Annotated in this window: 19 protein-coding genes, 1 tRNA gene and 2 other annotated features; of the genes, 5 read left to right on the plus strand and 15 right to left on the minus strand. The window is 34.6% G+C overall.

Going from position 1 to position 18,527, the window contains the following annotated elements:
- Nucleotides 1-19 precede the first annotated feature (19 nt).
- On the plus strand, nucleotides 20-1,297 hold the full coding sequence (locus tag VSF34_RS08505) for an ISL3 family transposase (protein WP_326716709.1): 1,278 nt from the start codon (nucleotides 20-22) through the stop codon (nucleotides 1,295-1,297).
- A 134-nt stretch (nucleotides 1,298-1,431) separates the two neighbouring features.
- On the opposite strand, the gene rpmA is transcribed toward VSF34_RS08505, so the two are convergent.
- The 4 genes from rpmA to VSF34_RS08525 all read right to left on the minus strand — a co-directional run bounded on the left by rpmA (nucleotide 1,432) and on the right by VSF34_RS08525 (nucleotide 3,177).
- Nucleotides 1,432-1,707 carry a 50S ribosomal protein L27 gene (rpmA, locus tag VSF34_RS08510; protein WP_326718061.1) on the minus strand — a complete coding sequence of 92 codons (276 nt, stop codon included), beginning with the start codon at nucleotides 1,705-1,707 and terminating at the stop codon, nucleotides 1,432-1,434.
- Between the two features lie 22 nt (nucleotides 1,708-1,729).
- Nucleotides 1,730-2,056: a ribosomal-processing cysteine protease Prp gene (locus VSF34_RS08515; RefSeq protein ID WP_326716890.1), complete on the minus strand. Its 327-nt coding sequence runs from the start codon at nucleotides 2,054-2,056 to the stop codon at nucleotides 1,730-1,732.
- Nucleotides 2,057-2,079: 23 nt separating this feature from the next.
- Complete coding sequence (gene rplU / locus VSF34_RS08520; protein ID WP_326716891.1) at nucleotides 2,080-2,388, minus strand: 50S ribosomal protein L21; 309 nt, start codon at nucleotides 2,386-2,388, stop codon at nucleotides 2,080-2,082.
- Nucleotides 2,389-2,408: 20 nt separating this feature from the next.
- Nucleotides 2,409-2,481: a sequence feature (ribosomal protein L21 leader region), on the minus strand.
- A gap of 81 nt (nucleotides 2,482-2,562) precedes the next feature.
- Entirely contained in the window at nucleotides 2,563-3,177 is a 615-nt protein-coding gene (locus VSF34_RS08525; protein WP_326716892.1) for a TetR/AcrR family transcriptional regulator, read from the minus strand.
- A 300-nt stretch (nucleotides 3,178-3,477) separates the two neighbouring features.
- Between VSF34_RS08525 and VSF34_RS08530 the strand changes: the two genes are divergently transcribed.
- A tRNA-Arg gene (locus VSF34_RS08530) sits at nucleotides 3,478-3,551 on the plus strand.
- A gap of 43 nt (nucleotides 3,552-3,594) precedes the next feature.
- On the opposite strand, the gene VSF34_RS08535 is transcribed toward VSF34_RS08530, so the two are convergent.
- A complete protein-coding gene (locus VSF34_RS08535; RefSeq protein ID WP_326716893.1) occupies nucleotides 3,595-4,284 on the minus strand; it encodes an O-methyltransferase in 690 nt (229 codons plus the stop codon).
- Between the two features lie 143 nt (nucleotides 4,285-4,427).
- Between VSF34_RS08535 and VSF34_RS08540 the strand changes: the two genes are divergently transcribed.
- Nucleotides 4,428-6,338: a fructose-1,6-bisphosphatase gene (locus VSF34_RS08540; protein ID WP_326716894.1), complete on the plus strand. Its 1,911-nt coding sequence runs from the start codon at nucleotides 4,428-4,430 to the stop codon at nucleotides 6,336-6,338.
- A gap of 87 nt (nucleotides 6,339-6,425) precedes the next feature.
- On the opposite strand, the gene VSF34_RS08545 is transcribed toward VSF34_RS08540, so the two are convergent.
- The 5 genes from VSF34_RS08545 to rplK all read right to left on the minus strand — a co-directional run bounded on the left by VSF34_RS08545 (nucleotide 6,426) and on the right by rplK (nucleotide 10,455).
- The gene (locus VSF34_RS08545) at nucleotides 6,426-7,880 is read right to left on the minus strand and encodes a nicotinate phosphoribosyltransferase (RefSeq protein ID WP_326716895.1); all 1,455 of its coding nucleotides are present in this window, start codon (nucleotides 7,878-7,880) and stop codon (nucleotides 6,426-6,428) included.
- Nucleotides 7,881-8,084: 204 nt separating this feature from the next.
- Nucleotides 8,085-8,453 (minus strand): 50S ribosomal protein L7/L12, encoded by a 369-nt coding sequence (rplL, locus tag VSF34_RS08550; RefSeq protein WP_326716896.1) that lies wholly within the window; start codon nucleotides 8,451-8,453, stop codon nucleotides 8,085-8,087.
- A gap of 59 nt (nucleotides 8,454-8,512) precedes the next feature.
- Nucleotides 8,513-9,013 (minus strand): 50S ribosomal protein L10, encoded by a 501-nt coding sequence (gene rplJ / locus VSF34_RS08555; protein WP_326716897.1) that lies wholly within the window; start codon nucleotides 9,011-9,013, stop codon nucleotides 8,513-8,515.
- A gap of 37 nt (nucleotides 9,014-9,050) precedes the next feature.
- Nucleotides 9,051-9,178: a sequence feature (ribosomal protein L10 leader region), on the minus strand.
- A gap of 59 nt (nucleotides 9,179-9,237) precedes the next feature.
- Entirely contained in the window at nucleotides 9,238-9,927 is a 690-nt protein-coding gene (rplA, locus tag VSF34_RS08560; protein ID WP_326716898.1) for a 50S ribosomal protein L1, read from the minus strand.
- A gap of 105 nt (nucleotides 9,928-10,032) precedes the next feature.
- Nucleotides 10,033-10,455 carry a 50S ribosomal protein L11 gene (gene rplK / locus VSF34_RS08565; RefSeq protein WP_326716899.1) on the minus strand — a complete coding sequence of 141 codons (423 nt, stop codon included), beginning with the start codon at nucleotides 10,453-10,455 and terminating at the stop codon, nucleotides 10,033-10,035.
- A 320-nt stretch (nucleotides 10,456-10,775) separates the two neighbouring features.
- Here rplK and VSF34_RS08570 point away from each other — a divergent pair, with 320 nt between their 5' ends.
- Together VSF34_RS08570 and VSF34_RS08575 are read left to right on the plus strand one after the other, a co-directional pair.
- A complete protein-coding gene (locus tag VSF34_RS08570) occupies nucleotides 10,776-11,354 on the plus strand; it encodes a GNAT family N-acetyltransferase (protein WP_326716900.1) in 579 nt (192 codons plus the stop codon).
- Between the two features lie 294 nt (nucleotides 11,355-11,648).
- The gene (locus VSF34_RS08575) at nucleotides 11,649-13,586 is read left to right on the plus strand and encodes a heavy metal translocating P-type ATPase (RefSeq protein WP_370659252.1); all 1,938 of its coding nucleotides are present in this window, start codon (nucleotides 11,649-11,651) and stop codon (nucleotides 13,584-13,586) included.
- 104 nt (nucleotides 13,587-13,690) lie between these two features.
- On the opposite strand, the gene VSF34_RS08580 is transcribed toward VSF34_RS08575, so the two are convergent.
- From VSF34_RS08580 to VSF34_RS08600, 5 genes are all read right to left on the minus strand, one after another.
- Nucleotides 13,691-14,722, minus strand: coding sequence for a Gfo/Idh/MocA family oxidoreductase (locus VSF34_RS08580; protein WP_326716902.1), 1,032 nt, complete (start codon nucleotides 14,720-14,722; stop codon nucleotides 13,691-13,693).
- An 11-nt stretch (nucleotides 14,723-14,733) separates the two neighbouring features.
- Nucleotides 14,734-15,702 carry a sugar phosphate isomerase/epimerase family protein gene (locus tag VSF34_RS08585; RefSeq protein WP_326716903.1) on the minus strand — a complete coding sequence of 323 codons (969 nt, stop codon included), beginning with the start codon at nucleotides 15,700-15,702 and terminating at the stop codon, nucleotides 14,734-14,736.
- Nucleotides 15,699-16,424 carry a ThuA domain-containing protein gene (locus VSF34_RS08590; RefSeq protein WP_326716904.1) on the minus strand — a complete coding sequence of 242 codons (726 nt, stop codon included), beginning with the start codon at nucleotides 16,422-16,424 and terminating at the stop codon, nucleotides 15,699-15,701. Before VSF34_RS08590 ends, VSF34_RS08585 begins: the two co-directional genes overlap by 4 nt.
- Nucleotides 16,421-17,512, minus strand: coding sequence for a Gfo/Idh/MocA family protein (locus VSF34_RS08595; protein WP_326716905.1), 1,092 nt, complete (start codon nucleotides 17,510-17,512; stop codon nucleotides 16,421-16,423). Before VSF34_RS08595 ends, VSF34_RS08590 begins: the two co-directional genes overlap by 4 nt.
- Before the next feature lie 74 nt (nucleotides 17,513-17,586).
- On the minus strand, nucleotides 17,587-18,462 hold the full coding sequence (locus VSF34_RS08600) for a helix-turn-helix transcriptional regulator (RefSeq protein ID WP_326716906.1): 876 nt from the start codon (nucleotides 18,460-18,462) through the stop codon (nucleotides 17,587-17,589).
- Nucleotides 18,463-18,527: the final 65 nt, after the last annotated feature.

Below are 18,527 nucleotides of genomic sequence, written 5' to 3' on the forward strand. Positions count from 1 at the left end.
TTATTAGGAGGATGTTCCCATGGATAATCATACTAGAAAATTACTTAATTTAACAGACAAATCTATTATTTTTGAAAAAGATTGGTTAACTGAGGCTACTATTAGAGGTAGACGCTCAAATATAATAAGGGGAAGACTAACGTCTCCAGACAGAATATGCCCCTCTTGTCATCAGAATACGTGTGTTAAAAATGGTACTTATACTACTAAAACACAACTACCAGAGTTTAATAGGGTCACAACTTATTTAGAACTTAAAAGAGAACGATATCTATGTAAAGAATGTCATACAACATTCAGTGCTGATACTGCGTTAGTCGATGACTATTGTCATATATCGAAAACATTAAAGTATCAAATCGCCTTAGATTTGAAAGAAGATCGTTCAAGAAAAGAGATCGCTAGATTCCATCATGTTTCTGATAACACGGTACAACGTGTTTTATACGACTTTACCAACCACTGTCTAACCAACTTTCAACATCTACCAAAAGTACTATGTGTCGATGAATTTAAATCAACTAAGTCATGTCAATCTGGTATGAGCTTTATTTGTGCTGATGCTGAAAGTAAAAAGATTATTGATATTTTACCAGATAGACGTCTCTTCTCTCTTATTAAGTACTTCCTGAAATACTCCAGAAAAGAGCGGTTAAAAGTGAAGTTTCTCGTCATGGATATGAATGCCAACTACGGTGGCCTTCTTAAAACTGTATTTCCACATGCAGAGATTGTGACAGATAGATTCCATATCATTCAGCATATCAATCGTTCTTTTAATCAACTAAGAATAAAAGAAATGAATCAATTAAAACGTTATGATAATGAAGAAGCAAAACAATACCGGAGAATAAAAAAATATTGGAAACTATTTTTAAAAGACTCTAGTCAATTAAGTGCCACTACATATAGTAATTATCCTCTTTTCAATAAAAGTATGACACAAGTTGGTGTCATTGAAGAACTTCTTTCCTATAACTCAACTATAAAAATCGCATATGATTATATACAAGAGTTAAAATATGCTTATGAAACAAAGGATTCAGACTTATTTTTAGAATTAACTCATTCTATCTCTAATGAGCTTCCTAAGGAATTTAAAGCCAAATTCAAAACATTCCAAACCTTCAGGCAAGGTGTTACCAATGCTTTAAATTATTCTTATTCAAATGGTTTTTTAGAAGGAATTAACAACCGAATCAAAGCTATCAAACGAACAGCCTATGGTTACCGAAATTTCTTAACTTTTAAGCGACGGATTTTCCTTATTCAAGGTCAATCATTTCAATTTAATTAAAAAGAAGAAGGAGGAAAAATCCCCCTTCTTCTAATGCCCTTATTTTATCAATTTTTAAATATCAACACGATTTGACGAAGAGCCAAATAAAAAAGCAACCCGCTCCTAAGAACAAGTTGCTTTAGATACAAATATTATTTTGCGATTGGGTAAACTGATACTTGAGTTTTGCTACGACCTTTGCGTTCAAAACGAACAACACCGTCCACTTTAGCAAACAATGTATCGTCTCCACCACGACCAACGTTTTCACCTGGATAAATTTTAGTTCCGCGTTGACGGTATAAAATTGAACCTCCAGTTACTGTTTGTCCATCAGCACGTTTAGCACCTAAACGTTTTGATTGAGAGTCACGACCGTTAGTTGTAGAACCCCCACCTTTTTTATGAGCGAATAATTGTAAATTCATTGTTAACATGACATGCACCTCCTTACTCACTTTGAGTCTTTATAAATGTCTTATTGTCGGTCTCAATTGCTTTTAAGCCAATTAATAAGCTTTCAACAAGTAAATTAGTTACCCTTATTTGTTCATCAGACAGCTCTTGTAATCTTTCGAAATACAAATAACCAGATTCTGATTCAACTAAAGGTATGTACTCAGCTAATTGATTAATACTATTGACTGTATTAATTGATAATGCTGACACAGCAGCACACACAATATCATAACCAAAAGGGCCAGACCCTGCATGACCACTTATTTCAAAAGAAACATAATCACCTGATTTAGACTGTTTAAATTTAGCTTCAATCACAATGAGCCCCCTACTTTCTCATCTTAAGCGTTGATAGCGTCGATCATAACTTTAGTGTATGGTTGACGGTGTCCTTGTTTACGATGAGAATCTTTTTTAGCTTTATATTTGAAAGTAACAACTTTCTTTTGTTTTCCTTGTTTTTCAACAGTTCCTTCAACAGTTGCACCTTCGACGATTGGAGTACCAACTTTCATTGAATCTCCACCTACTAAAACGACTTCATCAAACACAACTTTCTCGCCAGCTTCTGCGTCTAATTTTTCAACGTAGATTGCTTGACCTACTTCAACTTTTAATTGTTTTCCACCAGTTTTTACAATAGCGTACATGTTTGCTTCGCACCTCCCTTTCATTGACTATAGACACGCCGTTACAAGTGGCATAAGCTCTTTAAAACTTGCTCCGTGCGGTTGTAGTTGTGGTGCACACAAATACAACATTAGAATTATACCAAAATCAAAAAGAAAGGTCAATAGAATATCGACCTTTCTTTTTGATATTTTTTATGCAGACTCTGATACAAAAAAGTCAGATAGACCAACTTCTTCAAATAAATCAGAACGATACATTTTCGCTACCATAGTTGCGATATAATGATTTGCATAAATTTGTCCTTCTACTACCCACGCATCAGAAATTCCAAGTAGCGAGTAAGCAATAAAGTTATTTATTAATTCTTTCGGCATTTTTCTTACTGGAATTGAATTCCCATAATTAACGTGTTCTAAAAGATAATCATATAGTCTATCACTGAATAACAGACGATACTTCTCAGCATCATTTTCCTTAAGCAATGTTACAAAAAATTCTGGTGACTGCCCGATATAAGAAAATACTCGATCTAAAACAATTTGTGGAATTTTTTTATCTTCATCCTCATCATAGGCTTTATAAATGACAACATCATTATAAAAGTCTTCGATGATCTCTTCCATAATTGTTTCAATAAACGTATCTTTATCTCGGTAGTGTAAGTAGAACGTTCCCCTAGTAACTCCTGCACGATTTGTTAAATCTTTAATATTCATTTCACTTAAACTACGTGTTTTTAACAAATCTAAAAAAGCCTGTCTCAATTTTTTACGAGTTTTAATCACTCGTGGATCAATTTTCCCCATTTTTCATTCCCCTTAACATTCAAATTGATTATCTTATTGTTTAAAGCTTCCCAATTCTTTCAACAATACTGAGGTTAGTATATAACAAGTATTTCCTTTTTGTCTAGCATTATTCGTAAGTGTTCAATTAAACTCTACATATTCTTCTTATTTCATTTAATAGTCTTATCTGTTTGTTAGGGTTTATAAGGTTTTGGGGAGCCTAAAAAAATATTAAAATTTTTTTAAAAAAATATTGACTATCGGCTTAAAATTGATTATGATAGTTATGTTGTTCGGTAACGAGCACCAAACAAACCAGTCGCAGTAGCTCAGCTGGATAGAGCATTCGCCTTCTAAGCGAACGGTCGGGGGTTCGAATCCCTCCTGCGACGTCATATAAAAAAACAGGGTTGCCTTTTGGGGCAATCCTGTTTTTTATATGCCTAACTCTATTTCCTCTACATCTTTAGAAATTAATAACACACCATCTCCTAAAGGTAAAATAGTCACAGTTAAATCTGGATGATTAAGAACTGTGTCATACAACAAGTTTAATTTTCGGTAAATAGTTCTTTGATTTCTTGGGATATCCTGAATGTCATGCATGACCGTCCCAGCTTGAAACACATCATCCAACATCACGGAACCACCTTTTTTTATCAACCTTAAACAATCTGGCAAAAATTCAATGTATTTACTTTTAGCACTATCCATAAAAATAAAGTCATAAGGTCCAGTTAAAGTCGATAAAACATCCTTAGCATCTCCTTCTAAAAGAGTCACCTGCTCACTAATCCCCATTTTTTCAAAGGTCAATTTAGCTTTTCTAATCATGACATCAAAACGGTCAATAGTCGTCACATGACTTCCCTCACCCATAGCTTCCACCATTAAACTTGCTGAAAAACCCACAGCTGTTCCAATTTCCAACACATTTTTAGCTTTAATTTGCTTTAGGAAAAAATTCAAAAAAGTCGCTGTTTCATTAGGAATAATCGGAACTCCTGATTCTGTCGCTTCTTTTTGCACTTCTCCTAACATTCCTGTCATACCAGGTTGTCTTTTTCTAACTAAAGTCAAAATATCATCCGACAAAACCGAACGATGCATCATTTCATTTCTCATAACAAACCCCTTTCTTACTTACCAATAAATTATACAAATTTCTCAAACGAATTACAATCACACTTTATAATAATTGGTATAGATTTGACTATTTTTTGTTTTTGAACTATTATAATTTAAAAACTCAGAAAGGTATAGTCGTAATGAATAACAAATATTTATCTTTACTAGCCAAATCTTACCCAACTAAAGAAAGTATCATTAGAGAAATTATTAATTTAAAAGCAATCCAACGTTTACCTAAAGGTACTGAATATTTCGTTAGTGATCTACACGGGGAATTTAATGCTTTTCAACACATTTTAAGAAACGGTTCAGGAAGTGTTAAAGAAAAAATCAAAGAAGTATTCAAAGAACAGTTAACATGTTACGAACAAAATGAATTAGCTTCCTTAATTTACTACCCAGAAGAAACATTAAATCACTTGAATACCGAATTAAATAAAGAATGGTTTGAGGTCACTATTGATCAGTTAATCGAGCTGACAAAACACTCTGGTAGAAAATATACCCGCTCTAAAGTTAGAAAAGCTCTACCACAAAGATATGCTTATATTATCGAGGAATTACTGTATCAAATTAAGGATAACGACAATAAAACAGACTACTATAATCAGATCATATTAGACATTATACAACTAGGCCAATCAGACTCTTTGATTACCGATTTATGCTATACCATTCAAGAACTTGTTGTAGACCACCTTCATGTCGTTGGAGATATTTATGATAGAGGACCAGAACCAGACAACATCATGGAAGCGCTTATTAATTATCATTCTGTAGATATTCAGTGGGGTAACCACGATGTCATTTGGATAGGAGCTGCTGCAGGTTCTCCTATTTGTATTATGGCAATCATTAGAATTTGTGCAAGATATAATAATTTAGATATCATTGAAGATACATATGGTATTAACTTACGATCTTTATCAACCTATGCTAATCAGCACTATACTGAAAACAAAGCTTTTATACCTAAGACAGAAACAAGTAAAGACTCAAAAAAACAAGATCTTTTAGAGATAACCAATATTCATCAAGCATCAGCTATTTTGCAGTTCAAACTAGAAGAACAATTGATAACTAGACGACCTGAATTCAAGATGGAACATCGACAATTATTAAATAAAATCGATTACAACACATCTAGTATCTCAATTAAAGGCACACACTACTCCTTAACAAATACCTGTTTCAAGACAATTGATCCAGTTAACCCTTCAAAATTAACACAAGAAGAAAAAGTGATTATCGACAAATTAGTCCATAACTTTATTCATTCAGAGAAATTACAGCGACATATTGATTTTCTAATGAAAAAAGGTAGCATGTACCTGATTTACAACAACAATCTCTTACTACATGGGTGCATCCCTTTAAATGAGGATGGTTCTCTTAAAACATTCACCATTCAAAACCAACAGTTAAAAGGCAGGGAATTATTAGACTTTTTTGAAGATAATTTGAGATCTGCTTATAAAAACAAAAAAGAACGTGAAGATTTTGCTACTGATTTAATTTGGTATTTATGGACTGGGGAATTATCTTCTTTATTTGGAAAAAAAGAAATGACGACTTTTGAACGATATTTCATCCAAGATACTACGACACATCTAGAGGAAAAAAACCCTTATTACGCTAAACGTGAAGACAAGCAAATTATTCAAAGTATTTTGAAAGAATTCGGTTTATCTAGCGAGCATAGTCATTTGATAAACGGGCATACACCCGTTAAAGAAATAAAAGGAGAAAGCCCTATTAAAGCTGAAGGAAAAATGTTAGTGATTGATGGTGGTTTTTCTAAACCTTATCAAAAAATGACTGGTTTAGCCGGTTACACACTCCTGTATAACTCTTATGGTATGCAACTTGTAGCACACAAGCCTTTTTCTTCCGTTCATGACGTTATTACCCAGCACGATGACATTATCTCCATTAAACGCCTAGTGGATCAACCAACTAAACGTCAGTTAGTGAAAGACACAACAATTGGTCAACAACTTCAAGAATCCATTAACGACCTAACCAATTTACTCAATTTTTTAACTTAACAAAAAAGATACTTGCTATTCGCACATGTTGTGTCATAGCAAGTATCTTTTATTAAAATGAGATGATCCATTCCTAAAACGTGTTAACTAATGAACTCTGCCTCTGACTTTTTTTATAATAGCCATTTTGTTATCCCAACATTCCTGGGATAAGTCAACTGGATACTTTTGAGGGTTTAGATTACGCTTATACTCTTCCCATAAAGAATTTTTGTTTTCTTGAGCAAACAGTTTAACTTCCATCAAAGAAGGTACCTCATAAACTCTATTTCCTTGATCATAAATATCACGCAAAATAGGTCTAGCAACGAAATCAGTAACAGTTTTATTGATATAGGTATGAACCGGATGGAACATATATAGTTCAGATTTTTCTCTAGGATCTTCCGTCCAAAGAGTGACATAATCCCCTTCTGATTTTCCATCTTTTTTTCCAGTAATTCGCCACACTTGTTTTTTCCCTGGAGTTGATACCTTCTCAGCATTTCCTGACAACTTAATAGTATCTACCATCTTACCTGCGTCATTTTCAATTGATACAATCTTATATACAGCACCCAAAGCTGGTTGGTCATAGGCTGTAATCAACTTGGTCCCAACACCCCAAACATCAATTTTAGCACCTTGCATCTTTAAATTTAAAATAGTTGCTTCGTCTAAATCATTTGAAGCATAAATTTTAACATCAGGATAGCCCGCATCATCTAGTTGATGCCGAACTTTCTTAGAAATATAAGCCATATCCCCACTATCAATTCTAACTCCTAAAAAATTAATTTTATCTCCCATTTCATCTGCTACCCGAATCGCATTTGGTACCCCTGAGCGTAGCGTGTCAAATGTATCTACTAAAAACACACAGTCTTTATGGGTTTTAGCGTAAGCTTTAAATCCTTCATAATCATCCAAATATGATTGAATCAAACTATGAGCATGAGTCCCAGCTACAGGAATACCAAAAATTTTCCCAGCTCTCACATTACTTGTGGCATCAAATCCACCAATATAGGCTGCTCTAGTCCCCCAAATCGCTGCATCAAGCTCATGAGCACGTCTTGTTCCAAATTCCATAACGCCATCACCCTCACACACAGAACTAATCCTAGCTGCTTTTGTGGCAATCAAAGTTTGATAATTAACTATATTTAAAATAGCCGTTTCAACAAGCTGACACTGCGCTAGAGGGCCTTCTACTTGCAGTAGAGGCTCATCAGCAAATACCATCTCACCTTCTACAGCAGAGCGAACCGTACAACTAAATTTAAACTCTTTTAAATAGGTTAAAAATGCCTCAGGGTAATCCATCACTTCTCTTAGGTATGTTAAATCAGACTCACTAAACTTTAAGTTGTCTAAATACTCAATGATTCTCTCTAATCCAGCAAAAATAGCATAACCATTTTTAAAGGGCATTTTCCTAAAATAACATTCAAACACTGCATGTTTATCAGCTCGTCCTAACTCCCAATATGTTTTCATCATATTCAGTTGATATAAGTCTGTATGCAACGCTAAACTATCATCTTGGTATCTCTTATTCATAAACTTCTCCAATTCTATCGCCTTTTTAATATTTTTTACAATGATAAACTAATTAAAACTGACCTAATACTGGCTCTATCATACCATTTTTTTTAAGGGTTTACACAAAAAAATGTTCTTGTATTGTTGATAGATACGAGATTTAATATAAAAAATTCCCAATAAAAAAAGAGAAGGGGTTTCCCTTCTCTTTTGAAAGTTAAATTATTTAACTGTAACTGAAGCGCCAACTTCTTCTAATTTAGCTTTGATTTCTTCAGCTTCTTCTTTAGATGCTGCTTCTTTAATTGCTGAAGGAGCTCCATCAACTAAAGCTTTAGCTTCTTTAAGACCTAAACCAGTTACTTCACGAACTGCTTTGATAACTTTAACTTTTGAATCTCCAGCAGAAGTTAATTCTACGTCAAATTCAGTTTGTTCTGCAGCAGCACCAGCGTCTGCAGCACCAGCTGCAGCTACAGGAGCAGCAGCAGATACACCAAATTCTTCTTCGATAGCTTTAACTAAGTCGTTTAATTCGATAATAGTTGATACTTTTAAATCAGCAATAATTTGTTCAATGTTTAATGCCATGATATGTTTCCTCCATTTTAAATCTTTCGATTATTTAATTTTTTTGTTTTAAGCAGCAATTAAGCTACTTCTTCTTCTTTTTCTGCCACAGCTTTGACTGCATAAGCCACGTTTCTGACAGGAGCTTGAAGTACAGATAGTAACATAGAAAGTAAACCGTCGCGGCTTGGTAATTTTGCCAAAGCGTTAATTTCTTCAACTGAAGAAACTTTACCTTCCACAATACCACCTTTAATTTCTAATGCTTCTGCTTCTTTTGAAAAGTCACTCATGATCTTAGCAGGTGCAACAACGTCTTCCATACTGAACGCTACAGCTGTAGGTCCTACGAACACATCTTCCATTCCTTCTAAGCCTGCTTGTACAGCAGCGCGACGTAAGATTCCGTTTTTAATAACTTTCATCTCAACGTTTGCCTCACGTAATTGTTTACGTAATTCAGTAACTTCCTCAACAGTTAGTCCGCGGTAATCAACAACGACTACAGATGCAGATTCTTTGATTTTTTCACTAATCACGTCAACCTCTTGTGCTTTTTTGATGATTGATGCTTCACTCATTTATTTTCACCTCCTGAATTAATAGATGGTGAGATTTCCTAAAATATAAAAAACCCCATGCCACCGTTGACATAGAGGGACTCTTGATCATATCTAATCATTGTCCTCGGTAGGAAATTAAGGTCTAAAACCACCTACTGTCTTCGGCATAATATTTAACCTAGACAACTATAACATTTACAGTTATCTAGGTCAACTATATTTCTGCTTTTTCTTAAATTTTCTTAAATTGAAAAATGATCAACTTTTACACCAGGGCCCATTGTTGTTGTAACAGTTAGGTTTTGGATGTAGTTACCTTTAGTTGCAGCAGGTTTTGCTTTTAAGATTGTATCATTTAAAGCTGCAAAGTTTTCAATTAATTTAGTATCATCAAATGAAACTTTACCGATTGGTACATGAACATTTCCTTGTTTGTCAACACGGTAAGTTACTTTACCAGCTTTTACTTCTTCAACAGCTTTAGTAACGTCCATTGTTACAGTACCAGTTTTAGGGTTTGGCATTAATCCTTTAGGTCCTAATACACGTCCTAATTGACCAACTTGCGCCATCATGTCTGGTGTTGCTACGACAACGTCAAAGTCAAACCATCCACCTTTAATTTTTTCAACCATGTCTGCTTCACCAACAAAATCTGCTCCTGCAGCTTCTGCTTCTTTAGCTTTTTCCCCTTTAGCAAATACTAAAACAGATTGTGTTTTACCTGTACCATTTGGTAATACCATAGCACCACGAATTTGTTGATCTGCTTTTTTAGGATCTACATTTAAACGGTAAGCTACTTCAACTGTTGCGTCAAAGTTTGCAAAGTTAGTTTCTTTTGCCAAGGCAACTGCCTCTGCTACCGGATATACTTTTGTTTCATCTACTTTTTTTAATGCATCTTGCATTTTTTTACCTTTTTTAGCCATTTTGTTTCCTCCTTGATTGTGGTTATAACGGTTGTACCTCCCACGTAATCACATGAATACATGTAATTCGACTGAGAAGCAACTACTTAGTGAATCTTGTAAGAATTAACCTACAGTGATTCCCATGCTTCGCGCAGTACCTTCTACCATGCGCATAGCTGCTTCAACATCAGCTGCATTTAAATCTGCCATTTTTGCTTCAGCAATTTCTTTTACTTGCTCTTTAGTTACGTTAGCAACTTTTTTAGAGTTTGGCTCTCCAGAACCTTTTTCCACGTTAGCAGCTTTTTTTAATAATACTGCAGCTGGTGGTGTTTTTGTAATGAAAGTAAATGAACGATCTTCATATACTGAGATTACAACTGGAATAATTAAACCTGCTTGATCAGCTGTACGTGCATTGAATTCTTTAGTGAATCCCATGATGTTGATACCTGCTTGACCTAAAGCTGGACCTACTGGTGGAGCTGGTGTTGCTTTCCCTGCAGGAATTTGTAACTTAACTAATTTTTCTACTTTTTTTGCCACGAGACATACCTCCTTGAGTCCGTGATGTGGTTTAATGGAGATGAAAATTTCTCCTCCCACACTTCTATCTAATCTAGAAGTACGTGTTATACACGCTCTTCAAAATTATACTTTGTTTTATAAAAATTGCAAGACCTTTTTTAAATTTTTTCAAAACTCTCATATACATCAAATATTTGTTAACTGATTCAATTTACGTAATAAACTGCTTCATTTATTAAACATTGTTGATAATTCACCTAAATGGAACTTATTTAAAAATCGTGATACAATACAATCGTGATACGATACAGATGAAATTACCTAGGAGGTTGTTATTAATGATTCGCCCTGCAAGACCAGAAGATGCTCTAGAGGCAGCTAATTTAATTATGATAGTATTGAAGGATATGGACCTTGATATCTTTAATAGGTTGCCTGAAGAACAAGTAAGAGACTTACTTGTTCAGTCCTACATGAAAGATGAAGCTTACCGTTACGGTTTCCGTAACGCCTTAGTAAAAGAAATAAATGGATCTGTAGCAGGTATTGTCTTTGGATTTCCCGATCATTTAGAAAATGATATCGACAACGCTTTTATTACTGTTTTATCAGAAAATAATCTTTCTGAAGAGTTTAAACTCTTTACTGAACCAGAAGTGTTCCAAAATGAGTGGTATATTGATACATTAGTTACCTCACCTGATTTTAGAGGTCAAGGTGTAGCATCTGAGTTATTAAATGCTATTGCTGATTTGGCAAAACAATGTGATAAACAAGTCCTTGGTTTAAACGTTGACAAAGTTAATGAACATGCTAAACAAATCTACCTTAGAAGCGGTTTTGAAAACGTAGGTGAGTTAACTATTGCTAATCACGCCTATGAACATTTACAAAAAAAGTTGGATAACATCACATAATTAATATAAGAGTCTACCAAACTGAATGCTCTATTCACGTTTTTGGTAGACTCTTTTCATTAAATAAAAATAATAAACAATATCAATAGAAAGGAATGTAGTGAAACCTAAAAGTTAGATTTTTGAAATAGAGAAATCTACTCTTTTTTATTACAGAAATCACCACCTTAAGATATCCGCTATCACTCATTATGTTTGCTAACCTTTCGTTTGCCTTTTTCTCTAAGAAAGTTTATACTATATATGAATAAACAATCATATGAATGCAAACTTATGTTTTAAAAATCGAAAGGGATGATTAATATGTCACACGAACACACAGCACACACTCATGTATCTAGTTGTTCACATTCTCATAGCGATCAACATGAACACGGAAAAACACCGATAATATTATTTTTTGTTGGACTAGCTATTTTTATCATTAGCTTCTTCTTACCTGCTGGAGTTTGGAGTAATAGTTTTGCTTTTGCTACGATTATTTTATCTGGCTACCACGTCATTATCGAAGGATTTCAAGATACATATGTCGAAACAAAACGAAATAAAAAGTTCACACCAAACGTCCATGTTTTAATGGCTCTAGCAGCTCTAGGTGCTTCTTTAATCGGAGATTTTAAAGAAGGAGCATTGTTAATTTTAATTTTCTCAGCAGCACACTTTTTAGAAGAGTACGTTGAAGGAAAAAGTAAAAGAGAAATAACAGCTTTAATGAATATGAACCCAACTAAGGCTAGGTTAATCGAACCAGATGGAACAATTAAGGTAGTTGATGTATCTAAACTCAAAATTGGGGATCATCTGCAAGTGTTAAACGGGGATCAAATTCCAACAGATGGTAAAATCTTAACAGGCTACACATCCATTGATGAGTCTTCAATTAATGGGGAGAGTATTCCTGCTGAAAAAACAGTCGGTGATGAGGTTTACGGAAGTACCATTAACGGGGATGGAACCTTTATTATGGAAGTAACAAAAGATAGTTCTGATACTGTTTTTGCTAAAATTTTAAAATTAGTTAATGAATCTCAAAGTAACCTATCCAAAACTGCAACAAAAATTAAACGTTTTGAACCTAAATATGTTACGGCTGTTTTAATAATTGTAGCTATCTACATTATCGCAACTCCTTATTTACTAGATTATACTTTTGACCAAAGTTTTTATAAAGGAATGGTTTTTCTAACAGTTGCTTCTCCTTGTGCTTTAGCTGCTAGCGATATTCCTGCTACTCTTTCGGCTATTTCTAACTTGGCTAAACGTGGCGTTTTATTTAAAGGTGGATCTTACTTATCAAACCTTTCAGATATTAAAGCAATCGCCTTTGATAAAACAGGTACTTTAACTGAAGGTAAACCAAAAGTAACAGATGTTCATTTTATTGATACAGTCAATAATCAAATATCATTTTACTCAGACATTATCGTAGCTATGGAAAAAAAAGCTAATCACCCATTAGCAAATGCGATTATCGAATCCATTGTGACAACCACAGATTTGGACGTTACCATTGAAAATGAAATTGGTAAAGGTCTAATAACACATTACAATAAACATACTTATCGCATTGGAAAACCTAGTCAGTTCACTCAAGTACCAAAAGATATCGAAAAATTTAACAATCAATATACTAAAGAAGGTAAAACAGTTGTTTATTTCTCTGATAATGATGATGTTGTCGGTCTGATTGCTATGATGGATTTACCAAATCCAAAAGCTCAAAAAGTCATTAATTATTTGAAACAAGCAGGGGTACACACTGCTATGATCACAGGAGATGCTAAGACAACAGGAGAAGCTGTAGCTCACTCTTTAGGGATGGATCAAGTCGTTGGTAACGTGTTACCTGAAAATAAATCAAAAATCATTACCCAATTACATGATGAGTACGGATTAACTGCTATGGTAGGTGACGGGGTCAATGATGCTCCTGCTCTTGTTAAGGCTGACATTGGTGTGGCTATAGGTGAAGGAACTGATGTGGCAATTGATGTAGCTGATGTGGTCTTAATGAAAAATGATTTAACACAATTAAGTTATGCACACCGCTTGTCTAAAAAATTAGATAAAGTTGTTATGCAAAATATTGTCTTTTCAATGAGTGTCGTGTTACTCTTAGTTACCTTAAATATTTTTGGTAAAATGAATTTACCAATTGGAGTCTTAGCTCATGAAGGTAGCACAATCGTTGTTCTACTAAATGGCTTACGCTTATTAAAACCACTTCACTAAATAAATAATTAAATAACAAGATAAATTAAAAATCGTTTTACTCTGAATAATTGGAGATGAACTAAAAAACAAAGAGGATGGCTAAAAAAGTCATCCTCTTTGTTTTAATCTATTTGACCTGCTTCATCAAATAATGTTTCAATTAATGCTAACACACGTCTAACCTCTTCGTTTTTAACAACCGGTTCTTGATGATTAACGACAACATCATAAAAGTTAGCATAAAAATTAGGGAAGTCAGCTGCTACGGGGGGAAAATCAAGCTCAGTCACCGCTTCTTCTGAAGGCGGTGCCATCGTTTTCGTTAGCCCTTGACCTGCTTTAATCGGAACAAGATTATGGTGGTCAATCGCTCCTGTTTGCTTTACTAGCTTATTAGATAAATCCCAATCATAAATAACCCCTGTTCCTTCGAGTCCTTTGACGTACCATCTAGGTAATTTAATAAAGTTTGTTGTCCCCACCTCAACAAGAGCCCTAACTCCATTTTCAAAAGTCAGATAAGCAATGAATCCATCATCTACTTCGTCTCCCAAAACATAACTCAAATCACAAGAAACTTCTTTGATTGGACTATTCACCATAAATAGTATTTGATCTAATAAATGAACTCCCCAGTCTAATAGCATACCACCACCATGAACTTTCATGTGGCGCCAATCTCCAGGTATACCATTAGCTCCGTGAACTCGTGTTTCTATTTGAAAGAGATCTCCGACTTGCTTTTGATTGTATAAATCCCTAATCATTAAAAAATCGCTATCCCAACGTCTATTTTGATGAACCATAAATGTCTTACCTGTTTCTTTTGAAACATCTAATACCTCGTCAAGTTCTTTGACACTCATCATAGCTGGTTTTTCGCAAACAACATGCTTACCCTGCTCCATCGCTTTAATCGCCAGTTCTTTATGACTATCATTTGGTGTGGCAATAAGTACAGCATCAATTGTATCATCTCTTAATAACTCATCTAAAGAATGATAAGTCTTAATACCATTTCGTCTTGCTAAATCAAGTCTATCCACTTTTATATCAAAAGCACCCGTCACACTTACTTGATCTTCTTCTTTAATTAACTGCTGATGATGATAACTACCCATACCACCATAACCAATAATACCAATATTTAACATAACTCTCCTCCTTACACCCACCACATATCTACTGGTTCATCTTTTATCATGATGAATTTTAAATTTGTCACAGCACGAGTAAATCCTTCTTCAATCGACATTAAAGGATCTTCATGCTCAATACTTAAAACATAGTCATAACCATACATTCTAAGAGTACTAATCATATCTGACCACTCTTTCAAATCATGTCCACACCCTACTGATCTGAATGTCCATGACCTTGTCGCTACATCGCTATAAGGTTGCATATCAGTTAAGCCATACATATTAATGTTATCTTGATCTAAGTAAGTGTCTTTTGCATGAAAATGATGAATTGCTTTTTCTTTGCCCAATATTTTAATGGCTGCAACCGGATCAATCCCTTGCCACCATAAATGAGATGGATCTAAGTTACATCCAATGTGTTTTCCTGTAGCATCTCTTAATTTCAACATCGTATAAGGAGTATGAGCTAAAAACCCACCATGTAATTCAATTCCAATATCAACACCAGCTGATGCACAATCTGCGTTAATACTTTTCCAATAAGGAATTAATTTTTCTTCCCACTGATAATGATAAATATCTGCGTACTCAGTTGGCCAAGGTAGTACTGGCCAATTGACAGATGTATCTGTTTTATTCCCTCCAGCTACCCCTGAAAAACCGTTAACAACAGGAACATTCATCAAAGAAGCTAGTTTAATAGTTTTTCTAAGTAATTCATCTGCTTCATGGCTTTCTGCTTGATTAGGAGAAATCGGATTATGGTGAGCACTAAAAGCACTGATGCTTAGGCCTTTGTCTGCTAATTTATGTAAATAATCAGCTCTTGCCTCACTACTAGCCAGTAATTTATCTACATCACAATGAGCGTTTCCAGGAGAACCTCCTGTACCAATCTCAATCATGTCTAGTCCCTTTTCAGAGACAACCTCAATCATCTCCTCAAAAGTTAAATGATTAAACAATGGGGTAAACACACCTAATTTCATAACTTTTCCTCCTCTAATTTTTCTAAAGGTTGCGCATTACCATATGTCGGATACGTATTTTCCGTTGGACTACACCACTTGATAGCATTTTTTATGACGTGCTGAACTTTAGGATGGTAATATGACGGGTATGTTTCATGTCCTGGTTGGAAATAAAAAATCTTACCGTTGCCACGTCTATATGTACATCCTCCTCTAAACACCTCGCCACCTTGATACCAGTTAATAAAAATTAACTCATCAGGAGCCGGAATATCAAAGTGCTCCCCGTACATTTCTTCTTGCTCTAATTCAATATATTCCCCAATCCCTTCAACGATTGGGTGAGAAGGATTTACATTCCATATACGACACTTCTCGTTTGCTTCACGCCACTTTAAATCACAAGATGTTCCCATTAGTTTCATAAAAATTTTAGACATGTGAGCTGAATGTAAGACAATCAGCCCCATACCTTCTAATACACGTTTGTGAACACGATCTACTATACTATCTTGAACTTCACTATGAGCAATATGCCCCCACCAAATTAGAACATCAGTTTCGTTTAACACATCCTCACTTAATCCGTGTTCATGTTCATCTAAGGTTGCTGTTTTAACTGTAAAATCTTCTTGTAAAAAAAATTTTAATTGTTCATGGATACCGTTAGGATAAACTTGTCTAACTTGTTCATCACTTAACTCATGACGGTACTCATTCCACACTGTAACATGAATCATTTTTTCGCCTCCTTTTTTAAAAAGACAGGTTCTCCGCTTTTTGCAGACTCATAAACTGCTTCTAATATCTCAGTAACAACTAAAGCTTCTTCTGGTTTTACAATGGGTGGTGTGTCATTTAATATCGCATCAATCCAGGACCTAGCTTCTAGATAAGCTGGATCACTTCCTGCACCATCATAAAAGTCAACACCACCTGTTTCAAGCTCAATTTTCTTTTCATATAACAAACCACGGTCTTCACCATTTAAAGTCAGTCCATCATGCATATCCGCACCACCTTTTGTGCCTGATAAACTTGTTTTAGCTTCACCAATATCTAAACTATTTAAAGCCCAACTAGATTCAAGTGTAATAGTTGCACCGTTTTCCATAGTAATGAAACCAAAAGCTGAGTCCTCTACTGTAAATTCCTCTGGGTCCCACGATCCCCAAGCATTAGCTGCATCTTTTGTTTGAGATAATTTATGATAAGTATTTCCTACTACATATTTTGGTTTATAATTATTCATCATCCAAAGCGTTAAATCTAGCGCATGAGTTCCAATATCAATCAAAGGACCACCACCTTGAGCTTCCTCATCTAAGAACACACCCCAAGTAGGTACAGCACGTCGCCTAATAGCATGAGCTTTCCCTAGATAAATTTCTCCTAATTCACCGGCCTTGCAAACCTCGTGCAAATAAGTAGCTGCTGTTGTAAAGCGGTTCTGATAACCAATTGTTAATTTCTTCCCTGTTTCCACCTGTGCTTCAATCATCTCTTTTGCTTCTTGGCTTGTTTTAGCCATTGGTTTTTCACACATCACATGTTTATCTAACTTCATACCTGCAATTGAAATCTCGGCATGGGTGTTATTGGGTGTACAAACATGGATGACATCAATCTCTTTGTTAAGAAGTAATTCTTGATAATCTGTATAAATAAGTGATTCACTTGTCCCGTAATCTTCTTTTGCCTTCCTAGCTCTATCTTCCAACACATCACAAAAAGCAACCATTTCAACTTCTTCTATTTTGCTTAGAGCAGGCATATGTTTACCATTAGCAATACCCCCGCAACCAATAATTCCAACTTTTAATACCATAAAAAAATCCCCATCAATGTCGTATTGTGCTTATCATACACAATATTGATAGGGGTTTCTTCCTGTATTTAAAGTCAATTATTCCCGAATATTGACTTATGATATTTTAGAGGAGACATGCCAACTTGCTCTTTAAAAACATGATGGAACGTCTTAACACTATTAAATCCTGATTTTTCAGATACTTCAATCATAGGCATTTTCTCTTTACTCAACATACTTTTAGCCTGACTAATCCGGTACTCTGTTAAAAATTGAATAAATGTCTGTCCTGTATTTTTTTTAAAAAAGCGTGCAAAATAGTGAGGACTAAACCCTACATGTTTAGCTACATCCTCTAAAGTAATATTTTCTTGAGAATGAGTTTCTATATAAATAAAAATATTATTTAGACGCTCAAGTGTTTCTTTTTGATTAACTGCTTCAACAAAATTACCTATCTCTAAAGTCTTTGCCTTCTTAGGTATCTCTCTAAAATAAAAGACGAGTAATTGATGAAGCAGACCGATTAAAGAAAATTCATAACCGATACGTCTTTTCATAGGTTCTTCAAATAACATTTCTAAAATCTCTTGAATACTCACCGTGACATTTTTCGGCCAGTTTACACTATGATTTTCACTAGTTTCAAATAAACGTATCAACTCCTTATAATCTAGTTTTTCTAAATATTGATCTCTAAAAAGGAGTAAGTCAAATTGATAAACTAAACGAACACTATCAGGAGAAGCTAAAAAATAATGAGACTCTCCACTACCAAATACAAAAATTTCACCTTCACGTACCTGAATCAATTGTTCATCATAACCAATATAAGCTGATCCACTTTTCACATAAATAATCTCAATTTCCTTATGCCAATGAGGTGGGACAACTGTTTTACCTAAGTCTTCAAATGAGCGAAAAGGTAGCATATTATCCCAACTTGGAATTTCTAAATATAAACTCAACACACCCACTCCTAACTCAAAAAAAGAGGATGACTCAAAAGTCATCCTCTTTTTTTGCTTACCCA

Source organism: Vagococcus jeotgali, assembly GCF_035918315.1.
GTDB classification, from domain to species: domain Bacteria; phylum Bacillota; class Bacilli; order Lactobacillales; family Vagococcaceae; genus Vagococcus; species Vagococcus jeotgali.